17 protein-coding genes are annotated in these 19,595 nt (G+C 63.5%); 6 read left to right on the forward strand and 11 right to left on the reverse strand.

Annotated elements, in window-relative coordinates; translation table 11 throughout:
• The coding region (locus EN862_RS36585; protein WP_210235672.1) for a hypothetical protein at nucleotides 1-186 on the reverse strand (186 nt) is incomplete at its 3' end.
• 584 nt (nucleotides 187-770) lie between these two features.
• Here EN862_RS36585 and EN862_RS17905 point away from each other — a divergent pair.
• Complete coding sequence (locus EN862_RS17905) at nucleotides 771-1,322, forward strand: DUF4142 domain-containing protein (RefSeq protein WP_127865724.1); 552 nt, start codon at nucleotides 771-773, stop codon at nucleotides 1,320-1,322.
• A gap of 60 nt (nucleotides 1,323-1,382) precedes the next feature.
• Here the strand turns inward: EN862_RS17905 and EN862_RS17910 are convergent, their stop codons facing one another.
• From EN862_RS17910 to EN862_RS17945, 8 genes are all read right to left on the reverse strand, one after another.
• On the reverse strand, nucleotides 1,383-2,324 hold the full coding sequence (locus EN862_RS17910) for an AraC family transcriptional regulator (RefSeq protein WP_127865723.1): 942 nt from the start codon (nucleotides 2,322-2,324) through the stop codon (nucleotides 1,383-1,385).
• A gap of 437 nt (nucleotides 2,325-2,761) precedes the next feature.
• Entirely contained in the window at nucleotides 2,762-2,962 is a 201-nt protein-coding gene (locus tag EN862_RS36860) for a hypothetical protein (protein ID WP_245519636.1), read from the reverse strand.
• A gap of 293 nt (nucleotides 2,963-3,255) precedes the next feature.
• Nucleotides 3,256-4,149: an adenylate/guanylate cyclase domain-containing protein gene (locus EN862_RS17920; RefSeq protein WP_127865722.1), complete on the reverse strand. Its 894-nt coding sequence runs from the start codon at nucleotides 4,147-4,149 to the stop codon at nucleotides 3,256-3,258.
• 197 nt (nucleotides 4,150-4,346) lie between these two features.
• The gene (locus EN862_RS17925; RefSeq protein ID WP_127865721.1) at nucleotides 4,347-5,282 is read right to left on the reverse strand and encodes an anti-sigma factor; all 936 of its coding nucleotides are present in this window, start codon (nucleotides 5,280-5,282) and stop codon (nucleotides 4,347-4,349) included.
• Nucleotides 5,269-5,808, reverse strand: a complete 540-nt coding sequence (locus tag EN862_RS17930; RefSeq protein ID WP_245519647.1) for a sigma-70 family RNA polymerase sigma factor — start codon at nucleotides 5,806-5,808, stop codon at nucleotides 5,269-5,271. The genes EN862_RS17925 and EN862_RS17930 overlap by 14 nt, the downstream gene beginning before the upstream one ends.
• A 504-nt stretch (nucleotides 5,809-6,312) precedes the next feature.
• Nucleotides 6,313-7,701 carry a chromate efflux transporter gene (gene chrA / locus EN862_RS17935; RefSeq protein WP_127865719.1) on the reverse strand — a complete coding sequence of 463 codons (1,389 nt, stop codon included), beginning with the start codon at nucleotides 7,699-7,701 and terminating at the stop codon, nucleotides 6,313-6,315.
• Nucleotides 7,698-8,516, reverse strand: a complete 819-nt coding sequence (locus tag EN862_RS17940; protein ID WP_127865718.1) for a sulfurtransferase/chromate resistance protein — start codon at nucleotides 8,514-8,516, stop codon at nucleotides 7,698-7,700. The genes chrA and EN862_RS17940 overlap by 4 nt, the downstream gene beginning before the upstream one ends.
• 177 nt (nucleotides 8,517-8,693) lie before the next feature.
• A complete protein-coding gene (locus tag EN862_RS17945; RefSeq protein ID WP_127865717.1) occupies nucleotides 8,694-9,482 on the reverse strand; it encodes a 3-hydroxybutyrate dehydrogenase in 789 nt (262 codons plus the stop codon).
• Between the two features lie 225 nt (nucleotides 9,483-9,707).
• On the opposite strand from EN862_RS17945, the gene EN862_RS17950 reads away from it, so the two are divergent.
• The 3 genes from EN862_RS17950 to EN862_RS17960 all read left to right on the forward strand — a co-directional run bounded on the left by EN862_RS17950 (nucleotide 9,708) and on the right by EN862_RS17960 (nucleotide 12,720).
• Entirely contained in the window at nucleotides 9,708-10,496 is a 789-nt protein-coding gene (locus tag EN862_RS17950) for an acetoacetate decarboxylase (protein WP_127865716.1), read from the forward strand.
• Complete coding sequence (locus EN862_RS17955; RefSeq protein WP_127865715.1) at nucleotides 10,489-11,649, forward strand: patatin-like phospholipase family protein; 1,161 nt, start codon at nucleotides 10,489-10,491, stop codon at nucleotides 11,647-11,649. The genes EN862_RS17950 and EN862_RS17955 overlap by 8 nt, the downstream gene beginning before the upstream one ends.
• Before the next feature lie 189 nt (nucleotides 11,650-11,838).
• Complete coding sequence (locus EN862_RS17960) at nucleotides 11,839-12,720, forward strand: MFS transporter (RefSeq protein WP_127865714.1); 882 nt, start codon at nucleotides 11,839-11,841, stop codon at nucleotides 12,718-12,720.
• 12 nt (nucleotides 12,721-12,732) lie between these two features.
• Here EN862_RS17960 and EN862_RS17965 read toward each other — a convergent pair whose 3' ends face one another.
• The gene (locus EN862_RS17965; protein ID WP_127865713.1) at nucleotides 12,733-14,343 is read right to left on the reverse strand and encodes an inorganic phosphate transporter; all 1,611 of its coding nucleotides are present in this window, start codon (nucleotides 14,341-14,343) and stop codon (nucleotides 12,733-12,735) included.
• Nucleotides 14,344-14,474: 131 nt separating this feature from the next.
• Nucleotides 14,475-15,008, reverse strand: a complete 534-nt coding sequence (locus EN862_RS17970) for a TetR/AcrR family transcriptional regulator (protein ID WP_127865712.1) — start codon at nucleotides 15,006-15,008, stop codon at nucleotides 14,475-14,477.
• A 96-nt stretch (nucleotides 15,009-15,104) separates the two neighbouring features.
• On the opposite strand from EN862_RS17970, the gene EN862_RS17975 reads away from it, so the two are divergent.
• Entirely contained in the window at nucleotides 15,105-16,430 is a 1,326-nt protein-coding gene (locus EN862_RS17975; protein WP_127865850.1) for an efflux RND transporter periplasmic adaptor subunit, read from the forward strand.
• Nucleotides 16,427-19,510 (forward strand): efflux RND transporter permease subunit, encoded by a 3,084-nt coding sequence (locus EN862_RS17980; protein WP_127865711.1) that lies wholly within the window; start codon nucleotides 16,427-16,429, stop codon nucleotides 19,508-19,510. The genes EN862_RS17975 and EN862_RS17980 overlap by 4 nt, the downstream gene beginning before the upstream one ends.
• Nucleotides 19,511-19,595 lie beyond the last annotated feature (85 nt).

A 19,595-nucleotide genomic window follows, 5' to 3' on the forward strand; every position in this document is an offset into this window, starting at 1 on the left:
ATGCAGGATCTGGGCGTCGCCGAGGGACGATCTGCGTCCAGGCGAGATGACGCCGGAGCCGAAGAGGAGGATATCTTCGCGGCGTACGAAGACTTCTTCCTGGCCGGGTCCCATCGACACGAATGTGCCCGACGAGCTCCGCTCGACAAGCCGCGCCTTGCCCCGCAATTCGCAATGCTTCGACAACTACACCTGTTTTCCAGAAGGCTTCGTTTGCAAGGCAGGGATGGACGAATTGGCGGACAAGGCTAAGCGCATGGCCCGAGGGTATGAGGATTTGCGTCAATGCCTCAGCCGGGTCTCCAGCATGGACGATGTCGAGAGCTGCGTCAGACAGGACAACCTGAACAGGTTCTAATGCTAGGGGCATGGTGTCCAACCTCGCCGCTTTTCCGGTGACAGCGCGTGGTTTGTAAACTGGAGGTTCCGATCGTCGCGGCCGGCGGCGCGGCATTCCTGGCAGAACACGACCTTGATCAGACCCCAGTGCATGCACGAATGATCCGCCCCGAGCCGCTTCACCATCTCGGCGATGTCGAGCACGGCCTTGCGGTGGCGAAGCTGCGCGCTCGACCGGCGGTGAAGGCGTTTGGGAAATGCTCCGCCATCCGTTTGTGGAGGAAAGAGGTGTCCTCTAGTCAAGGCTTCCTCGACACAAGAGCCGAAACGTCCAAAACGCGACTAAACCGTGCAATCCCGACTTTGCCTCCAGTCGATAGCATTTCGTCGTGTCCAATGCAGCGGCACTTCAAAACGAAGGAGGAATAGCCATGCTTATTAATCGTCGCCGCGTTCTCGAAGTCGCGGCCGCACTTCTGATCATTTCGGTCGCGTCGTCTATCACAACCTCTGCCGCATCCGCAGCGGCCTTCGACTTCTCCAGCATCAAGACTGTCAAGCAATTTGGCGCCGAAGTCATAGGCCGCGCTGACCTATCGCGAGCGGCTTGTGAGGTCGCGCTGAAAAAGGCGACGCGGGCCGATGCCAAGGAGTTCGCCGGCTTCGAGCTAAAGGAGGCCGAGACAGTCATCGCTGTGTTGAAGGAACTTGGAACCCCGTTGCCTCCGATGGGCGACGCTGCGAAAAGCGCGCTCGAACACATCGCCGGTTCGGCGGCAGGCACTGCGTTTGACACAGCCTATATTGGGGCAGAGTACGAAAACCATGCCTTCTTGCGCGACTTAGCGGAAGCCTATCTGAAGAATTCTGACCCGTCGGACCCATCTGAACAGCATGGGCGCCAGCTGGCGACCGTCGCACATTGGGCTTTCTGGGAACACACTGCTGTCACTCAGCGAATCGCCCGCGAATTGGCGGCCTAGGACACAGCTTCAGCTGGCTTCTCATCATTGCCGAGCGCGTACTCAAACGCGCTCGGCGACCTATAGATTTCGCGCTCGCCGCCATGTGGCCGGGCTGGTCCCTACGAGACGCACAAAGACGCGGGTGAAATGGCTTTGGTCCGAAAAACCACAACTCAGAGCCACTTCCGCGAGAGTGGTTTTTTCGTTGATCATCGCCGACTTAGCACGTTCAACGCGGCGGTACAGAAGCCATTGATGCGGCGCCAGGCCGGTGGTCTTGCAAAAAGCCTTCGAAAAATAGCTCACTGACAATTTGCACGCCGCTGCCACGTCTTTCAGTGGCAACTGGCCTGTAAGGTCACTCTCGAGCAGCTCGATTGCCAATCGTGCCTGCCACGGCGCCAACCCGCCACGATGCTGCAGGGACCGCGGCTTTAGCCCGCCATAAGTTTGCGCCAAATGAACTGCGGCCGCCATCATCAGATGGTCAAGAAAAAGTCGGTTCGTTTCCTCTGGCGCTTTGATTGCCGCACGCACGGTACCAATCAGCCCGCGAATGACGTCATCATCGATGGGCTGCGCGGGGACATAGGAAAGCTCGCTGATTGATCGCGCTTCAAGGTCTTCGGCCACCGTGGTGAAAGTAGCGCGAGGGATGTAGAAATGAACCGTGTGATGCGGGCCCATTATGATAGCGTTGGGCTTTCGCTGGAGGTCGCGGAGGATGGTTTGTCCCGCCCGAAGCGTTCCTACTATGCCGGGCCGTCCGTCCTCCCACGATATATGGTTGGGATAGTCCTGTAGCTGCGTTTGGACGAGAAACGCATCTTCCGGGGGAACAGGTACGCTAGGCTCGGGCTTATGGCAGTACCCGGACGTTTCAGTGTATGCAATTTCTCCAGTACGCAGCGCACCTGTTTTAAAAATGGTGGCCTTTCCAAGCTTGAAGTAGCTCGCAAATCGATCGCCATAGGCGCCGGCAGCAGGCAGCCGTGATTCTAGGTTGGTAGACCCTTTCATGGGGGTTGCGAGCCTGCAATTTGAGGATGCCCTGAAGGATCGATGCTCCAAAAATGCACTGCACTAGGTTCCGTCGCATTATGAACACCACTGTGCCGTCCAAGCAATACGTGTTCCCAGCATCGCACGCGAGATATTGCCAGACGGTCCGCACCGCTATTGAGCGTCGTCCTCTCGGAAGTCCTGCGGTGCAGCATGGCGCAAGTCCTCTTCCCCGCGCAAGTGCTTCACGCGGCCAATCAGTCCCGGCTTTACCCATTGTGTCGCCCTTTGGCGCCGGCCCAGCGTGCTCCTGGACGTGCTTCCAGAGCCGGTCGCGCTTCTCCCTGTTCAAGGTGATGAAAGGTGATCCCACATAGCGCCCTGTGCCGCGCTCAGCCATCAAGGCAAAGGCCGGCTTGCCCAGCTCGCGCTCCACACCAACCAGCTCACACTCGTCAATGCTGTGGCACTTGGCCTTCAGCCAGTTGGTCGAAGGTCCGCTCCGATAGACGCTGTTCTTTCGCTTCGAAAACCACGCCCTCAAGGCCTGCCTTGTCAACCAGGTGGAAGATCGACCAAGCGTCGCCGGGGAGTGCCTGGCTGAATTGGGTGCGCTTGCCGGCCGGGATCATCTCGCGCCGGTCGATCAGCGGCATTTCGAAGGTCATGCCCGTTTAGGTGGAGAAGGTCGAACGCGACAAATAGAGGTCATGCGGCCCGCGCGTGATGGCCCTTGCGTAGCCCGCCGAGGCGCGCGACGCCTCGGTCAGTCCCGAGTATTTAGAAAAAATGCATGTTTGAAAGGTTATTTCTTGGGCTTAAGCGCCTTGGCCACGTCATCCACTGAAGTGAAATTCGCCAGATTTTGATCGGACAGCAAACCGCCACCGCAATAGGCCAGCGAAAAATGCGGGCCGGCGGTGCCGCGCTCCTCCCGCAACCGGCCAGATCAGCCTGAGATAATTTCGTAGTGCAGGATCTGGGCGTCGCCGAGGGACGATCTGCGTCCAGGCGAGATGACGCCGGAGCCGAAGAGGAGGATATCTTCGCGGCGTACGAAGACTTCTTCCTGGCCGGGTCCCATCGACACGAATGTGCCCGACGAGCTCCGCTCGACAAGCCGTGCCTTGCCATTCGAAATGGTGAAGGTCGCGTGGTGCCTTGAGACCCAGGGCCGCTGGACGACGATGTCGCATTCCGGAGATCGGCCGATCGTCACCAATTCGTTGTTTCCGCAGGATCCCAACTGATCTCCATAGCGGATGACCAGATTGATCTGCCGCGGCGGCGTGGAGCGCCTTTCGATAATGGTGCCCCGGCTGGCGACGTTCGTGCTGGGGACCCCATCGTCGCTCCTCAGCGTATAGACATCAAAGAGTTCCTGCTTGCCCTTGAACGCCATTTTGTCGAGGAGCCGCAAGGCACTGCGGCTGCCCGCCGAAAGCGCTTCGAAGAAGCTCTGGCTGATCAGCACCTCCCCCGGATTGGCCGTGGTGGACAGCCTTGCGGTGACATTGACAACGTCGCCGAACACCGCGCCGCGCGCGCGAATGACCGCCCCGAAATGCAATCCGATCCTGGCGCTCAACGGCCCTCTCGTTAGTTGGCTGTTGATTTGGCAGACAGCCCTCAGCGCCGCCTCCGAGCTCTCGAACAGGCTGAGCACGTCATCGCCCTTCGAGTAGATGAAGTCACCGCCATGCTGGGCGACGATCCCGCGTATCGCGTCGAGGCAATCCGAGACCTGCCGCAGGGCGGCATCGTCGCCGATGCGCTCATAGAGCGGCGTGCTGCCCACGACATCAGCTAACAGGACTGCGGCTAGAAGTCTTTCCTGATCCATTGCCCCGCATCCGCCACGAGAACGCAGCGTTTATAACATACCAAAGTCGACCTTGACCTATCTACTTGCGCGCCTTGGGGCCGGCGCAACGGGGCAAGTGCTTTGGCGCGATTGTCTCGGACGGACAGGCCCCTGCCTTCATCCCACCAAACGGGTTATCGGCGCAAAAATAGCGGCGATAAAGAAGTCTCTTTTCCCTAACCCGGGCTTCCCGCCGCCGGGTTGGCGACGACCGCCGCCCGGAAGCGGGCGACGAAATCGTCGAGCGCGGGGCGTTCGGCATCCGAGATCGCCCAGTAGGAGAAAGCGTCGTCTGTCCAGTGGACCAGGAGGAAGCCGCCTGCCGACAGATCGTCCGCCACCGGCACCGACTTGGCCTCGTTCTGCCGCGGCGCGGCCACCAGGGTGATCAGATGCTCGTGATGGCGGTAGACCAGCGCCGGCATCGGCCTGTCGCCAATCACCTCGACGCGTCCGCCGAGCAGCGCGTAGCCGTCCTTGGCCATGTCGGGCGCTGCCGGCGACACGCCGATGCGGCCGTCGAGCCATGGTTTCACCGTATGGCGGTCGGACGACACGATGTCGACCGGCGTCGCCGCGAGCAGGCTGCGGCGATGGCCGTTGGCAACGGCCACGGCGAAGCTGTCGGACCCATTGTCCGCCGTCGCCAGCCACTGCGTCGCGCCGCTGGCGAGAAACGCCGTGAGCACGATCGAGGCCGCCATCTGGCGCCAGTCGAAGGAGTTGAACCAGCGCGACGCGCGTGGCCGCATCTCTATGACTTTGCCCTGTTGCAGTTGCGGCTGCTGCTCCGCCTTTGCGGAAGCTGCTTTCGGCGCCTCCGGTTCTTCCGGGCTTTTCACCTGGGCAATGGCGGCGATGCGCGCCAGGAAATCGTCGCTGACGGTCGGGCGCGGCACGCTGGCGACAGCGCCGCGCAGCGCCACAAGGCGTGCATGCTCGGCGGCCAATTCCGGGTCGGCCGCCATGCGCCGCTCGACGGCCAGTGCGGCCGCGGCATCGAGCTCGCCATCGACAAGGGCGTGGATCATCAGCTTCATATCCTGCGGGTCTTCCGGCAATCCGTCCTCACGCGTGCGATTTTCATGCGGGCCATTTTCACGCGGGCTCATGGCGCCCTCCAAGTTCCGTCATCAACAGGCCGCGTGCCCGTGCCAGCCGCGACATCACCGTGCCTTGCGGCACGCCGAGCATGGCGGCGATCTCGCGGTAGCTGAGACCGTTTACGTCGCGCAGCACCAGCGTTTCGCGGAAGGCTTGCGGCAGCCTTGCGATCGCCGCTTCCACCGCCGCCGAATTCGCCTTGGCGATCAGCGCCGCCTCCGGGCTGTCAGCATCATTGTCGGGCGGTGGCGACACCTCGTCGAGATCGGCAAGGTCGCCGACAGCCACCACGCTACGCGGGCGGTTCTTCGCCATCCATGTATAGGAGGCGTTGCGCACGATGGTGAGCAGCCACGCGCGGGGGTTTCCCCCAGCGAAGCCGGCAATGCCCGCATGCGCCTTGAGGCAGGCCTCCTGCACCACATCCTCGGCGTCGGCGTGATTGCCGGTGAGCCAGCGGGCAAGCGACAGCGCGTCGCCGAGATGCGGCAGCACCACTTCGGCAAAACGCGCGGCCAGTATCTTTTCGCTCAACACCGTTCCACCGTCAGCCGCTTCCGTCAGGGGCTTGCGGCCACCTTCGGCGGGTGGCGCTGACCTGTCCCTGCTCGTGCGGGTGAAGATCGCGACTGCAGGCGCCGGCGCCTGCTTCGGGGGAGGAGAAGGCATTGGTGTCACCGGAGTCAAGTATCTCGGAGGAGCGGCGCGCCTCGGAAGGGGACGGCGCACCGCTGGCTGCAATGAGGTGACCGCCGTCATGATCGTGGTTCTCGATGGTTGCGATAGGCACGGATCAGGGCCGGCGGCGGGGCTGTATCGCCCTGAACAGATGCGCCCAGCGCCAACGCTCCAAAGGGTGGCGGCGGCTGATGCCTTCGCCCTCTTCGGCGCTCACGCTCGTATTTTCATGCCGCTTCATGGGTCGTCTCCTGCTGTTGCGCACGTGGCGCATACCCAGAAGACCGGCGGACCCAGCCGTTTATTCCCGGCGGCCGGCTTTTTTGTTCAAGCCTGGAATGATCGGTTTGTTGAGCCGTCTCACAGCGCCTGCAGAACGAGCCCCACCAGCGCCGATCCGGCCAGCGTCGGCAGCATGCCGGCCTTCAACCTGAACATGGCGACCATCGCCGCCGCCGACAGCAGCGCGGCGCGCCAGTCGAGCGAGGACAGGACCGGCACCTCGACGCCCCAGCCGACGCTTGCGACCTTGCCGAAGACGACATGCAGCGCGAACCACAGCGCAAGGTTCATGATCACGCCGACCACCGCCGCCGTGATCGCGCCGAGCGCCGCCGTCAGCGCCTTGTTCTGCCTCAGCTGCTCGATGTAGGGCGCGCCCAAGAATATCCAGAAGAAGCAGGGAACGAAGGTGACCCAGAGCGTCAGCAGCGATCCGAGCGATCCGGCCAGCAACGGGCTGACAAAGCCGGCATGGCGATAGGCGGCGGCGAAGCCGACGAATTGTAGCACCAGGATCAGCGGCCCGGGCGTCGTCTCGGCAAGGCCGAGCCCGTCGACCATCTCGCCGGGCGACAGCCATCCGAAGGAGGTGACCGCCGCCTGCGCGACATAGGCCAGAACCGCATAGGCGCCGCCGAAAGTGACGACGGCCATCAGGCTGAAGAAGCCGCCGATCTGCGCCCACACGCTGCCTGGCCCCGCCAGCAAGGCGATCAGCGCCACCGGTCCGAGCCAGAGCGGCAGCCAGATGGCAATGGTGCGGGCCGCGTGCCATCTGGTGGGCACGGTGTGGGCCAGCTCGCCGCGCTCGAACATCAGGTCGACCACGCCGATTCTGTCGACGGTGGCCCCGCCCTTGCCATGCGCCGAGCCGGAAAACAGGCCTGGCGCGAAGCGGCTGCCGACCCAGCCGATGAGGCCTGCCGCAAGCACGATCAGCGGGAACGGCAGCTTGGCGATGTAGATGGCGAGGAACGCCGCCACCGCGATCGCCACCATGGCACGGTTCTTCAGCGCCCGCTTGCCGATGCGGATCACCGCCTCGACGACGACGGCCAGCACCGCCGCCTTGACGCCGAAGAACAGCGCCTCGACGACCGGCGCGTCGTTGTAGAGCATGTAGAAGCTGCTCAGGCAAAGCATCACCAGCGCGCCGGGCAGCACGAACAGCGTGCCGGCGACCAGCCCGCCCGCCGTGCGGTGCAGCAGCCAGCCGATATAGACGGCAAGCTGCTGCGCCTCCGGCCCAGGCAGAAGCATGCAATAGTTGAGCGCGTGCAGGAAACGCTCCTCGCCAATCCAGCGGCGCTCCTCGACCAGCTCCTTGTGCATCAGCGCGATCTGCCCGGCCGGCCCGCCGAAGGACAGCAGGCCGATCTTGGCCCAGAGCCGCGTCGCCTCACGGAAATTCGGCATGGCCGGAGCTTCGGCCGGACGCGCGGCTCCATCCTTGGCAAGGACAGTCATGGCGCCTTGCCTCCGGCCGGCCAGTTATGCGTCTCGTCCGCCGCGTCGCGGCACCAGCGGAAGAAGGCGTCATAGAGCAGCATGCCGGCTTCCAGCTGCTCGAGATCGTCGCGGAACATGCGCGACAGGCCGAGCGAGGCAGCAAGGAACCCGGCCGCCTGCGGCACGAGGTCGAGCCGCGCCGTGTCCGCCCCGCGCACGATCAGCGCCAGGCGATCGAGCGCTTCGACGCGCAGGCCGAATTCCTCGATCATCGTGTCGAAGCTGCAGCGATCGCCCCGGTGGCTCCAGAAGACGCCTTCGATATCGAAGGGAACCGCGGCGAAGCGGTCCGCCACCAGAGGCACCTCGGCCGGATCGACGAACAGGAACACCGCATCGGGATCGACGAAGCGGCGGATCAGCCAGGGGCAGGCGATGCGGTCGACCTTAGGCCGGGAACGGGTGACCCACACGGTGCGTCCCTTCTCGTCGCGCGGCGGGATCGCGCCGGCGCTGACCAATGGCGCCTTGGCGGCGACCCAGGCCTCGAAGCCGCCTTCCAGCGACTCCGCCGGTATGCCCTCATGGCGCAGCCATGCGGCCACGCCTTGCGACAGCTTCTGCCCCCTCTGGCAGATCACGACGACTTTTGCTCCGGAGAACTCGGCCGCCCAGGTCGAGACGGTTCTGAAGTCGCGCCGATACGAAGCCGGCAAAAGGCGTGGGTCGGCCTGGTAGTCGTCATCGACGCGCACGTCGATGAGAACCGGCGCATCGGGCAGGCCGACGAGACGGGAAAGCTGCGGAACGGTGATTGCGGTTGTTGACGGCATGGCGTCCACCTCCTGAACAGAGAGAGTTTGGACGCGATCGTTGGGCTGACGCCTCACGGGGTCGTCGCGGGGAACCCCTTGTGGGAATGCTGGAACGGTCCCCTGCGATTGTCAAGAAATCAATTGCCAAGGAGGACGCTAGCTCCGCTCCGCCCTTCCTTGAAACGGCCTTTGCCCCTACTGCGCCGTCCAGCCGCCATCCATCGGCAGAGTGGTGCCGGTGATCTGCCTGGCCGCGTCGGTGCACAGGAACAGCGCAAGCGCGGCAAGCTCCTCGACGGTGACGAATTCTTTGGTCGGCTGAGCGGCTAGCAGCACATCGTGCTTGACCTGCTCCTCGGTCATGCCGCGCGCCTTCATCGTGTCCGGTATCTGCTTCTCGACCAGCGGCGTCCACACATAACCGGGCGCGATCGCATTCACCGTGATGCCGTCCTGCGCGACCTCCAGCGCCACCGTCTTGGTCAAGCCGGCAATGCCGTGCTTGGCCGAGACATAGGCCGACTTGAACGGCGAGGCGACCAGCGCATGCGCCGAAGCCGTGTTGATGATGCGGCCCCACTTACGCTGCTTCATGCCCGGCACCGCCGCCTTGATGGCGTAGAAGGCGGCCAGGAGGTTGATGCGGATGATGGCCTCCCACTTGTCGTCGGGAAATTGCTCGATCGGCGCGACGTGCTGGATACCGGCATTGTTGACCAGGATGTCGAGGCTGCCGAACGCCTCCTCGGCCTCGTGGATCATGGCGGTGACGGCGGAACCATCCATCATGTTGGCGTCCGAGTAACGGCACTTGACGCCGAAATCCTTCTCGATGCCGGCCCGCTCCTGCTCGATCGCCGCGGCATCGCCCAGGCCGTTGATGGTGACGTTGGCGCCCTCCGCGGCGAAGGCGCGGGCGATTGCAAGGCCGATGCCGCTGGTCGAGCCGGTGACGAGCGCGTTCTTCGAAGACAGGGAACCCATGGGAGATCTCGCGACAGGAGAGAAGGAATCTAAGGCACATAGTTTGTGCGCCGCAGCATGACAATGCCATGGTCATATGTCGTTGCGATTACAATGTTGTGATGCGGTGTGAGAGCCGTGAAGCTGGCGCCCGAAGACGATGACATGGCACTGTCATGGTGCCGTGCAACATAAACCTCCCGCGCCTTTCGCGCGTATCATTTCCTGAACCGACGGGTGAACAGTATGGAAATCGCCGATGTCGTGGAGCGCGCCTATGCGATGCCGCTCACCAACCCGTCCTTCCCGCCCGGCCCTTATCGCTTCTTCGACCGCGAATACATCATCATCACCTACCGCACCACGCGTGAGGCGCTGGAAGCCGTCGTGCCGGCGCCGCTCGAGATCGACGAGCCGCTGGTCAAGTACGAGTTCATCCGCATGCCGGACTCGACCGGCTTCGGCGATTACACCGAGACCGGCCAGGTCATCCCGGTGCGCTACAAGGGCCAGCACGGCGGCTATGTGCATTCCATGTATCTCGACGACGACGCGCCGATCGCCGGCGGCCGCGAGCTCTGGGGTTTCCCCAAGAAGCTCGCCAGCCCCAAGATCGTGCATGAGGGCGAGGTGGTGGTCGGCACGCTGCATTATGGCAGCGTGCTGTGCGCCACCGGCACGATGGGCTACAAACACCGCGAGACCGATCATGATCAGGTGCTCGCTTCGCTCGCCGCGCCAAATTTCCTGATCAAGATCATCCCGCATGTCGACGGCAGCCCGCGCATTTGCGAGCTCGTCCGCTATTACCTCACCGACATCACGCTGAAGGAAGCCTGGACGGCGCCCGCCGCGCTCGACCTGCGCCCGCACGTCATGGCCGATGTGGCCAAGCTGCCGGTGCTCGACATCGTTTCGGCCGTGCACTTCAAGGCCGATCTGACGCTCGGCCTCGGCGAAGTCGTGCATGATTATCTCGCGGACCGCGGCCGATCGGCTGCCGTCGCGAACAAGCTGGAGAAAGCTGGTGCTTGAGCGTACCCGCAACAAGGCGGCCGCCGCCACCATCGCTGAAATCACCGCGCAATATGACCGCATCGCCTTGGTCTTCCAAGGCGGCGGCGCGCTCGGCGCCTATCAGGCCGGCGTCTATCAGGCGCTTGCCGACGCCGGCTGCGAGCCGACCTGGCTCTCCGGCGTCTCGATCGGCGCCATCAACGCCTCGATCATCGCCGGCAACGAGCCGAGCCGCCGCCTGCAGCGGCTGGAACAGTTCTGGCAGACGGTCTCGGGCCGCAAGATCTGGGCCTATACGCCGGAAGGCGACATCTATCGCGACATCCGCAACCAGACCTCGTCATTCATGACCATGGCCATGGGCCAGCCCGGCTTCTTCAAGCCGCGCAGCCCCAACCCCTGGTTCCAGCTCTCGGGCGCGGAAGGCGCCACCAGCTTCTACGACACCGCCGAGCTCAAGGACACGCTGGAAAGCCTGATCGATTTCGACGTGCTGAACGACGGCAAGAAGCGGCTGAGCGTCGGCGCGGTCAATGTCCGGACCGGCAATTTCGTCTATTTCGACACCGACAAGGTGCGCATCGGGCCGGAGCACATCATGGCGAGCGGCGCCCTGCCGCCGGCCTTTCCGTCGATCCGCATCGAGGGCGAGTATTACTGGGACGGCGGCATCGTCTCCAACACGCCGCTGCAATATCTGCTCGACCAGGAGGAGGACCGCTCCTCGCTGGTGTTCCAGGTCGACCTGTTCAGCGCGCGCGGCGTGCTGCCGCGCGGCATGGCCGACGTCCTGTCGCGCCACAAGGACATCATGTATTCCAGCCGCACACGCCAGAACACCGACAATTTCCAGCGCATCCATGCGCTCAAGATGAAGCTGCTCGATGCGCTGAAGCGTGTGCCGTCGGACCAGCTGAAGGACGGCGAGAAGGAGCTGATCGCCGACTACTCCGACGCCGGCGTGGTCAACATCGTCCACCTGATCTACCAGCACAAAGGCTATGAAGGCCACGCCAAGGACTATGAGTTCTCCGGCACCTCGATGCGCGAGCACTGGGAGATGGGGCTGGAAGACACCGAGCGCACGCTACGCCACAAGAAATGGCTGATGCTGCCCGACAATGCCGAAGGCGTCACCATCCACGACCTGCACCGCGAAGACCCGACCTGAGCCTTGCGTCCAGCACAGGCGGGGTAAGAAAGGCCGCGAGAATTGCGGTGCGGCGCGCTTGGAAACGCTCGCCTGACTATGAAGCTGTTCTTCATAGCCTATCAACATTGTCGCGAATAGCCGTTCGCTTAAAGCAGGCGTACATCCTGACTGCAGCGCAAAAGCGCTGGGCTCAACGGAGTACCGCCGGTGACCACCGACACTGTTCCTTCGACTGTCGTTCCATCCGGTGACGCGTGGCGCGGCCTGTTTTGGCTTGCGCCGCTCACGGCGCTTTGGCTACTGCTGATCTTCACCTTCCCGGCGATCCAGGCCAGCGGCGTTCCGACCACGGCCCATCAGCTCGCGGCCCACGGGCTTATCGCGCTGGGATTCTGGCTCGGTCTCGAACAGACGAGTCTGACGCCAGGCCAACGCCGCCTGACCTGGCTGGTGATCATGATCCCGGATACGCTGTGGCTCGCCATCGCCTGGAGCGCCGCGATCAATGGTGTCTTCCACACGGACGCCTCGTCTTTACCAGCGTTGCCAGCGGCGATCTTCCTGCCGCTGATCATAGGCGCGCCGCCGCTGCTGTTCTCGAAGCGGATCGGCCAGGTTCTCGATGCGATGCCAGCAGGCTGGCTCGTCGCGCTTCAGCTCTACCGCATATTCGGCGGCTGGGCTCTCGCGGCCTGGCTGCATGGCGCACTGCCCGGCGCCTTCGCGGTGCCCGCAGGCATCGGCGATGTGCTGACTGGGCTGCTCGCCTTGCCCGCGGCGTTGGCGGTGGCGACCGGCACAGTCGGAGGCCGAAGAGCAGCAACTCTCTGGAACATCCTCGGCCTCGCCGATTTCGCGGTCGCGGTTACCATGGGCGTGATCACCTCGCCCGGCCCGCTGCAACTGATCGTTCCGGATGTGCAGAGCATCGGCGCCGGCGCCTATCCGGGTGTGCTGACCCCTGCTTTCGTGGTGCCAAGCTCGATCCTGTTGCACATGTTGTCGCTGCGCCAGTTGCGCCGCCGCAACTGGGCTGAGGCTGCGCCGACGTGGACGGAAACGGCGCCGCGAGCCGCGCCGTTTCCTTGAGTGTCTTGCCGCTCAGAAAACGTGGCGGAAGATCACGAAGAGCACGAAGGCAAGCGCGATCGAGCAGGGCAGCGTGAGCACCCAGGCCAGCAGAAGGTTGCGCACCGTCGACCACTGCAGGCCGGAGCCGTTGGCCGCCATCGTGCCGGCGACGCCGGACGACAGCACATGAGTGGTCGACACCGGCAGGCCGAGGCGGTCGGCCATGCCGATGGTGATCATCGCAACCAGCTCGGCGGCGGCGCCCTGGCCATAGGTCAGGTGGCTCTTGCCGATCTTCTCGCCGACGGTGACGACGATACGCTTCCAGCCGACCATGGTGCCGAGCCCGAGCGCCAGCGCCACGGCGATCTTCACCCACAGCGGGATGAACTTCGTCGCGTTGTCGACCGCCTTGTGGTAGTCGGTGACCGCCTTCAGGTCGGCGTCCTGCATCGGCAGCAGCTTCTTCTTGTCGATCAGCTTCAGCGCCTCGCCGATCAGATAGATGTCGTTGCGCGCATTGCTGACCAGGTCGGTCGGAACATTGTCGACCGAGGCGTAAGGCTGCAACCCGGCGGTCGTGTTGTGGATGTAGCTCTTCAGCGCGAGCGTCGTCTGATCGCTCCACGACTTGCTGCGCACGGCTTCCTGCACGGCAGCCTTTGCGGCATTGGCATCCGCGATCGCGACGCCCGGCTTGACGTAATTGCCCAGCGCCTGCTCGACGGCGACGGACGCCGACTTATAGGCGTCGAGATAGTTGATGTCGGGTGTGCGGTTGAGCGCATAGGCGGTCGGCACCACGCCGATCAGGATCAGCATGATCAGGCCCATGCCCTTCTGGCCGTCATTGGAGCCATGCGCGAAGCTGACGCCCGTGCAGGTGAAGATCAGCAGCGCGCGGATCCACCACGGCGGCGGCGTTTTGCCCTTCGGCGCTTCGTAGAGGGCAGGATTACGCACCAGGAGCTTCATCGCATAGAGCAGTACGGCGGCGGCGAAGAAGCCGATGATCGGCGAGACCAGCAAGGTGGTGCCGACATTGGTCGCCTGGCCCCAATCGACGCCGCTGGTGGCGCTGCCGGCCGGAGCCATGAACTGGTTGGCGAGGCCGACGCCGATGATCGAACCGACCATGGTGTGCGAGCTCGAAGCCGGCAGGCCGAGGAACCACGTACCCAGGTTCCACAGGATGGCGGCAACCAGAAGCGCGAACACCATGGCGAAGCCGGATGACGAGCCGACCTGCAGGATGAGCTCGACCGGCAGCAGCGACAGGATGCCGAACGCCACCGCGCCGCTCGAGGTCAGGACGCCGAGGAAGTTGAAGACGCCGGACCACATGACGGCGAATTCGGCCGGCAGCGACCGCGTATAGATGACGGTGGCGACCGCGTTGGCGGTATCGTGGAAGCCGTTGACGAACTCGAAGCCCAGCGCAATCAGAAGGGCTATGCCGAGCAGGATCCAGGGAACCGTCTTGGCAATCGCTAGATCCTGGCTCAGCGCGTAGCCGACATAGATGATGCCGACGAGCACCAGCACGCCGAAAGCCGGCAGGAACCACTTGGCGCCGCCCGATTGCGCCAGGGGATGATCCGGTCTCGGGATCCCCGCCTCACTTGATACCACGTCCACCATTGTCCCACTCCATTTGCATTGCAGCAAAGAACCGGGAAGGACGCTATGTCCCCAGGATGAAGCTGGTGTGACGCTCTACAACCTATCCGGTTATTCTCAGAGGCAGAGAGACGAGGAGCTTGCGCTCCTCTCTATCCGGCTATCTTTAGAAGCGAGGAAACCAGAAGCTTGTGTTCTTCCGCCGAGAGCACGTCCGAATCGAAGAGATTCATGCTGCGCAGGCCTTCGATGGCGAGGAAGCAGATCAGCAGCGAGCCGAGGTCGTCCGTTTCCCCCTTCAGCCTTTCTAAGAGCTGCCGCTTGAACGCCTTTATCGGCGCCAGGAAATCGGGATCCTCCGCAATCGCGGAGAACATCCAGGAAGCCGAAGGTTTCGGCTTCTCGCAGTCATCGGCCGAAAGCTGGATGTAAGCCGCGAGCGCGCTTTCACCGTCGGCCTCGGCCATGCGTGCTTCCAGCGCCTGCTCGAACTCCTTGAGATAATTCTCGACCAAGCCCTGCATCAGCTTGGCCTTGGTCGGGAAATTGTAGAGCAGGCCGCCCTTGGAGACGCCGGCGCGGTTGGCGACGGCGTCGAGCGACAGGCTTCCCGGACCCGCCTCGCGCGCCACGTCTGCGGCGGCGGCCAATATTTTGTTGCGCGAATTTGCCCTGCGAGCCTTCATCACGCATCCCCTTACATTAGCATATGCGGAATTGACAAGACCGTCCAGACGGTACAGTAAAGCGCCCGCCATTTGAAATCGGGATTCATCGTCGGTATGTGTCCCGGCATCGATCGTTTGCCGGTTGCCGGCTCGAGGGGACTGTTCGTGAAGCGCTTTATCATCATCACCGTGTTCCTGATCCTGCTCGCTTTGGTGTGCGTCGGTATCGTCGGCTTCAACTTCATGCGCGATGCCGGCATCAAGCAGTATTTTGCCACCATGAAGCCGCCGGCCGCCACGGTCTCGACAGTGATCGTCAAGCCTTCGGAATGGACGCCGGGCGTTGAGGCGATCGGCACCGTCAATGCCGTGCGCGGCGTCGACCTTACCGTCGAAACGAGCGGCATCGTCAAGAACATCCTCTTCCATGCCAACCAGAAGGTCGCCACCGACGCCGTGCTCCTGCAGTTGGACGACGCGGTCGAGAAGGCCGATCTGGTGGCGCAGAAGGCGCAGGCCGCCTCGGACCAGGCGGCGCTGACCCGCGCGATCGAATTGCAGCGGCGCGGCGTGGGTACCGACGCGACGCTCGACGCCGCGCGTGCTGCCGCGGATGCCTCGGCCGCGCAGGTGAACAAGCTGCAGGCCGTGCTCGATCAGAAGCAATTGTCCGCGCCCTTCGGCGGCACGGTCGGCATCCCGAAGATCGATATCGGCCAATATCTAGCCCCCGGCAACTCGGTGGTGACGATCCAGGATCTGGACACGATGCGGGTCGACTTCACGGTTCCGGAACAGCAGTTGCCGCTGCTCAAGATCGGCCAGACCGTCAAGCTCGGCAGCAGCCTCGCCGACATGTCCTTTGCCGGCTCCATCCGCGGCATCGACCCCAAGATCGACCCGGCAAGCCGGCTGGTCTCGATCCGCGGCGAGGTCGCCAATCCGGAAGGCAAGCTGACGCCTGGCCAGTTCGTCCAGATCCGTGTCGAGCTGCCGCTGGAAAACAATGTCATCTCCGTTCCCCAGACAGCGGTGACAACGAGCCTCTACGGCGATTATGTTTTCGTGGTCGTGCCGGCAAAACCGGCGGCGGGTGCCGCTGCCACGCCGGCAAAGCCGGACGAGCAGAAGGCCGCCACCGACAAGCCGGCCGCCGATGCCGCCAAGCCGCAATCGGACACGTCCAAGCCCGCCGACAACGCGGCGAAGCCGGCTGACGTCAAGCCCGCCGATGCCGCGCAGCAGCCTGCGCTCGCCATCTCGCAGGTGTTCGTGAAGCTCGGCCGCCGCAACAACGGTATGGTCGAGATCACCGAGGGCCTCAAGGATGGCGACCAGGTCGTAACGGCCGGGCAGAACCGGCTCTTCAACGGCATGTCGGTTGCCGTCGACAACACCATCGATCCCAGCAAATCGGCGAACAAAGAGGTTCAGCAATGAACTTTTCCGACCTCTTCATTCGCCGGCCCGTTCTTTCGACGGTACTTGCCTGCATGATCCTGCTTCTGGGATTCCAGGGCATCTTCAGCCTGTCGATCCGCCAGTATCCCAAGGTCGACGAGACCGCGATCACGATCACCACGGCCTATCCGGGCGCCAGCGCCGATCTGATCCAGGGCTTCATATCGGCGCCGATAGCGCGCGCCGTCGCCTCCACCGAAAACATCGACTACGTCACCTCGTCCAGCCGTCCGTCTTCAAGCACGGTGACGGTGCAGATGAAACTTGGCTCCAATCCGGACGTCGCGCTCACCGAGGTGCTGTCCAAGGTTCAGGGCGTGCGCGGCACCTTGCCGGATGCCTCCAAGGATCCGGTCATCGTCAAGGGCACCGGGCAGCAGTTCGCGATGATGTACATCTCGATGCAGAACCCGAACATGACGAAGGAGCAGCTCACCGAGTATATCGAGCGCGTCATTCGTCCGCGCATCTCGACCGTGGAAGGTGTCGCCAATGTCCAGATCTTCGGCGCCCAGGAATATTCCATGCGCATCTGGATCGATCCGATCCGCCTCGCCGCGCGTGGCGCCACGGCCGTGGACGTGCTGACCGCGATCAACAACTCGAACTTCCTGTCGGCGCCCGGCAACACCCAGAACGAGTATGTGGTCTCCTCGATCACCGTGCATTCGACCCTGCAGACGCCGGAGGCGTTCGCCCAGCTCCCGATCCGCTCGACGAACGGCGAGGTCGTGCGCCTGCGCGATGTCGCGCGTGTCGAGCTCGGCGCAGAAAACACCGACACCAGGGTGAGCTTCAACGGCAAGCCCGGCACTTTCCTTGCCATCTTCCCGACGCCTGCCGCCAACCCGCTGACGACCGCGGCCGCGGTCACCAAGCTCGTGCCGGTGATTCAGGAAACGCTGCCGAAAGGCATGACGATCGAGGTCGTCTACGACGCCACCGGCCAGATCAGCGCCTCGATCGAGGAAGTGTTCAAGACCATCGGCGAGGCGGTTGCCATCGTCATCGTGGTGATCCTTCTGTTCCTGGGTTCGTTCCGCTCGGTGATGATGCCGATCGTGACGATCCCGCTGTCGCTGATCGGCGTCTGCTTCATCCTGTTTGCAGTCGGCTACTCGATCAACCTTCTGTCGCTGCTTGCCATGGTGCTGGCGATCGGCCTCGTCGTCGACGATGCCATCGTGGTGGTGGAAAACATCCACCGCCACATGGAAGAGGACCACATGTCGCCGATGCAGGCGGCCTTCAACGGCATGCGCGAGATCTTCTCGGCCATCGTCGCCATGACCATCACGCTGGCCGCGGTGTTCGCGCCGCTTGCCTTCACCGGCGGTCTGACCGGCGCGCTGTTCCGCGAATTCGCGGTCACGCTAGCCGGCTCCGTGGTGCTGTCCGGCCTGATCGCGGTGACCATCACGCCGATGATGTCGGCGCGCCTGCTGAAGGCCGGCGCGCATGGCCGCTTCCAGCGCATCGTCGATGGTATCTTCGGCCGCGTCGAGCATATCTACGAGCGCGCGGTCACCGCCTCCTTGAGAAACCGGCCGGTGACGTTGATCATCGTCGTGGCGCTTGTTGCGCTTACCGGCTTCATGTTCACCAAGACCTCGACCGAGCTTGCGCCGGAGGAAGATCAGGGCTTCCTGCTCTCGATCGTGACTGCGCCGCGCTACGCAACGTCGGACTACACGGAGACTTACGTCAACCAGATGCTCGGCCTGGTGAGGGATATCCCGGAGACCAGGGCTCAATTCTCGGCCGTCGCCTTCGGCGGCGCGACCAACGGTGCTTTCGTCGGCTTCGCCTTCAAGGATTGGGCCGACCGCAAGCGCAGTTCGAAGGAACTGCAGGCCGACATCACCGCACGGCTCGCCAAGGTCGCCGGCGTTCAGGCCTTCGTCTTCGCGCCGCCGACGTTGCCCGGCTCCGGCGGCGGTCTGCCCATCTCCATGGTGGTTCGCTCGATCGGCGATCCTTCCGAGGTCTTCGACCAGGCGGAGAAGATCAAGAACAAGGCGCAGGCTTCCGGCCGCTTCATCGTCGTGCAGAACTCCATGGCCTACGACGCGCCGCAGGTGACCGTCACCATCGACCGCGAGCGCGCGGCGGCGTTGAACCTGCCGATCGCCGATATCGGCAATACGTTGACGCTGCTTGTCGGCGGCGCCGAGGTGGCCCAGTTCGACCGCGATTCCAACAGCTACGACATCATCCCGCAGGTGCCGCAGGAATTCCGCGACAATCCCGAGAAGCTCGGCGAATATTTCGTTCGCAGCGTCGACGGCAAGATGGTGCCGCTGTCGGCGGTGGTGAAGATCTCGACCAATGCCTCGCCGGCCGCCATCGAGCAGTTCAACCAGCTGAACTCCTCGACGATCTCGGCCTTGCCACTGCCCGGCGTGACCACCGGCGACGGCTTGAAGGTGCTGGAGGATCTCGCCAAGGAGACCCTGCCGGACACCTTCTTCGTCGACTATTCCGGTCAGTCGCGGCAAGAGAAGGAACAGGGCAACACCATATTGATCGCCTTCGCCGCGGCGGTGGTCGTGATCTATCTGGTGCTGGCGGCCCAGTTCGAGAGCTTCCGCGACCCGCTGATCATCATGATGGCGGTGCCGCTGTCGATCTTCGGCGCCATCGTGCCGCTAAACATCGGGCTGGGGACGCTCAACATCTATACCCAGGTCGGCCTGATCACGCTGATCGGCCTGATCACCAAGCATGGCATTCTGCTGGTGGAGTTCGCCAACCAGCAGCGCGAGATCCACGGCATGCGCCGCCGCGACGCCATCATCGCTTCGGCCAAGGTGCGCCTGCGGCCGATCCTGATGACGACGGCGGCGATGGCGCTGGGCGTCGTGCCGCTGATCATCTCCAGCGGCGCGGGCGCGGCCGCACGCTATTCGATGGGTCTGGTCATCTTCACCGGCATCCTGGTCGGCACCATGTTCACGCTCTTCGTCGTGCCGATGTTCTACACCTTCATCGCCAGCAGGGACCTGCCGCATCTCGCCGAGAAGCCCGATCCGAAGCTGATGCCGGCGCTGCCGAGCTGAGCGGAGGCAATAGCGAATAGGGAGTAGCGAATAGGGAAAGAAAAGGCGTTCACGCCGGAAGACTCTATTCGCTATTCGCTCAAAA

Source organism: Mesorhizobium sp. M2E.F.Ca.ET.219.01.1.1 (genome assembly GCF_004016445.2).
Taxonomy (GTDB): domain Bacteria; phylum Pseudomonadota; class Alphaproteobacteria; order Rhizobiales; family Rhizobiaceae; genus Mesorhizobium.

Coding starts and splice junctions, on each gene's coding strand:
- EN862_RS17905 (WP_127865724.1), top strand. CDS start 771: ATGCTTATTAATCGTCGCCGCGTTCTCGAAGTCGCGGCCGCACTTCTG.
- EN862_RS17910 (WP_127865723.1), bottom strand. CDS start 2,324: ATGAAAGGGTCTACCAACCTAGAATCACGGCTGCCTGCTGCCGGCGCC.
- EN862_RS36860 (WP_245519636.1), bottom strand. CDS start 2,962: ATGCCGCTGATCGACCGGCGCGAGATGATCCCGGCCGGCAAGCGCACC.
- EN862_RS17920 (WP_127865722.1), bottom strand. CDS start 4,149: ATGGATCAGGAAAGACTTCTAGCCGCAGTCCTGTTAGCTGATGTCGTG.
- EN862_RS17925 (WP_127865721.1), bottom strand. CDS start 5,282: ATGAGCCCGCGTGAAAATGGCCCGCATGAAAATCGCACGCGTGAGGAC.
- chrA (WP_127865719.1), bottom strand. CDS start 7,701: ATGACTGTCCTTGCCAAGGATGGAGCCGCGCGTCCGGCCGAAGCTCCG.
- EN862_RS17940 (WP_127865718.1), bottom strand. CDS start 8,516: ATGCCGTCAACAACCGCAATCACCGTTCCGCAGCTTTCCCGTCTCGTC.
- EN862_RS17945 (WP_127865717.1), bottom strand. CDS start 9,482: ATGGGTTCCCTGTCTTCGAAGAACGCGCTCGTCACCGGCTCGACCAGC.
- EN862_RS17950 (WP_127865716.1), top strand. CDS start 9,708: ATGGAAATCGCCGATGTCGTGGAGCGCGCCTATGCGATGCCGCTCACC.
- EN862_RS17965 (WP_127865713.1), bottom strand. CDS start 14,343: ATGGTGGACGTGGTATCAAGTGAGGCGGGGATCCCGAGACCGGATCAT.
- EN862_RS17970 (WP_127865712.1), bottom strand. CDS start 15,008: ATGAAGGCTCGCAGGGCAAATTCGCGCAACAAAATATTGGCCGCCGCC.
- EN862_RS17975 (WP_127865850.1), top strand. CDS start 15,105: ATGTGTCCCGGCATCGATCGTTTGCCGGTTGCCGGCTCGAGGGGACTG.
- EN862_RS17980 (WP_127865711.1), top strand. CDS start 16,427: ATGAACTTTTCCGACCTCTTCATTCGCCGGCCCGTTCTTTCGACGGTA.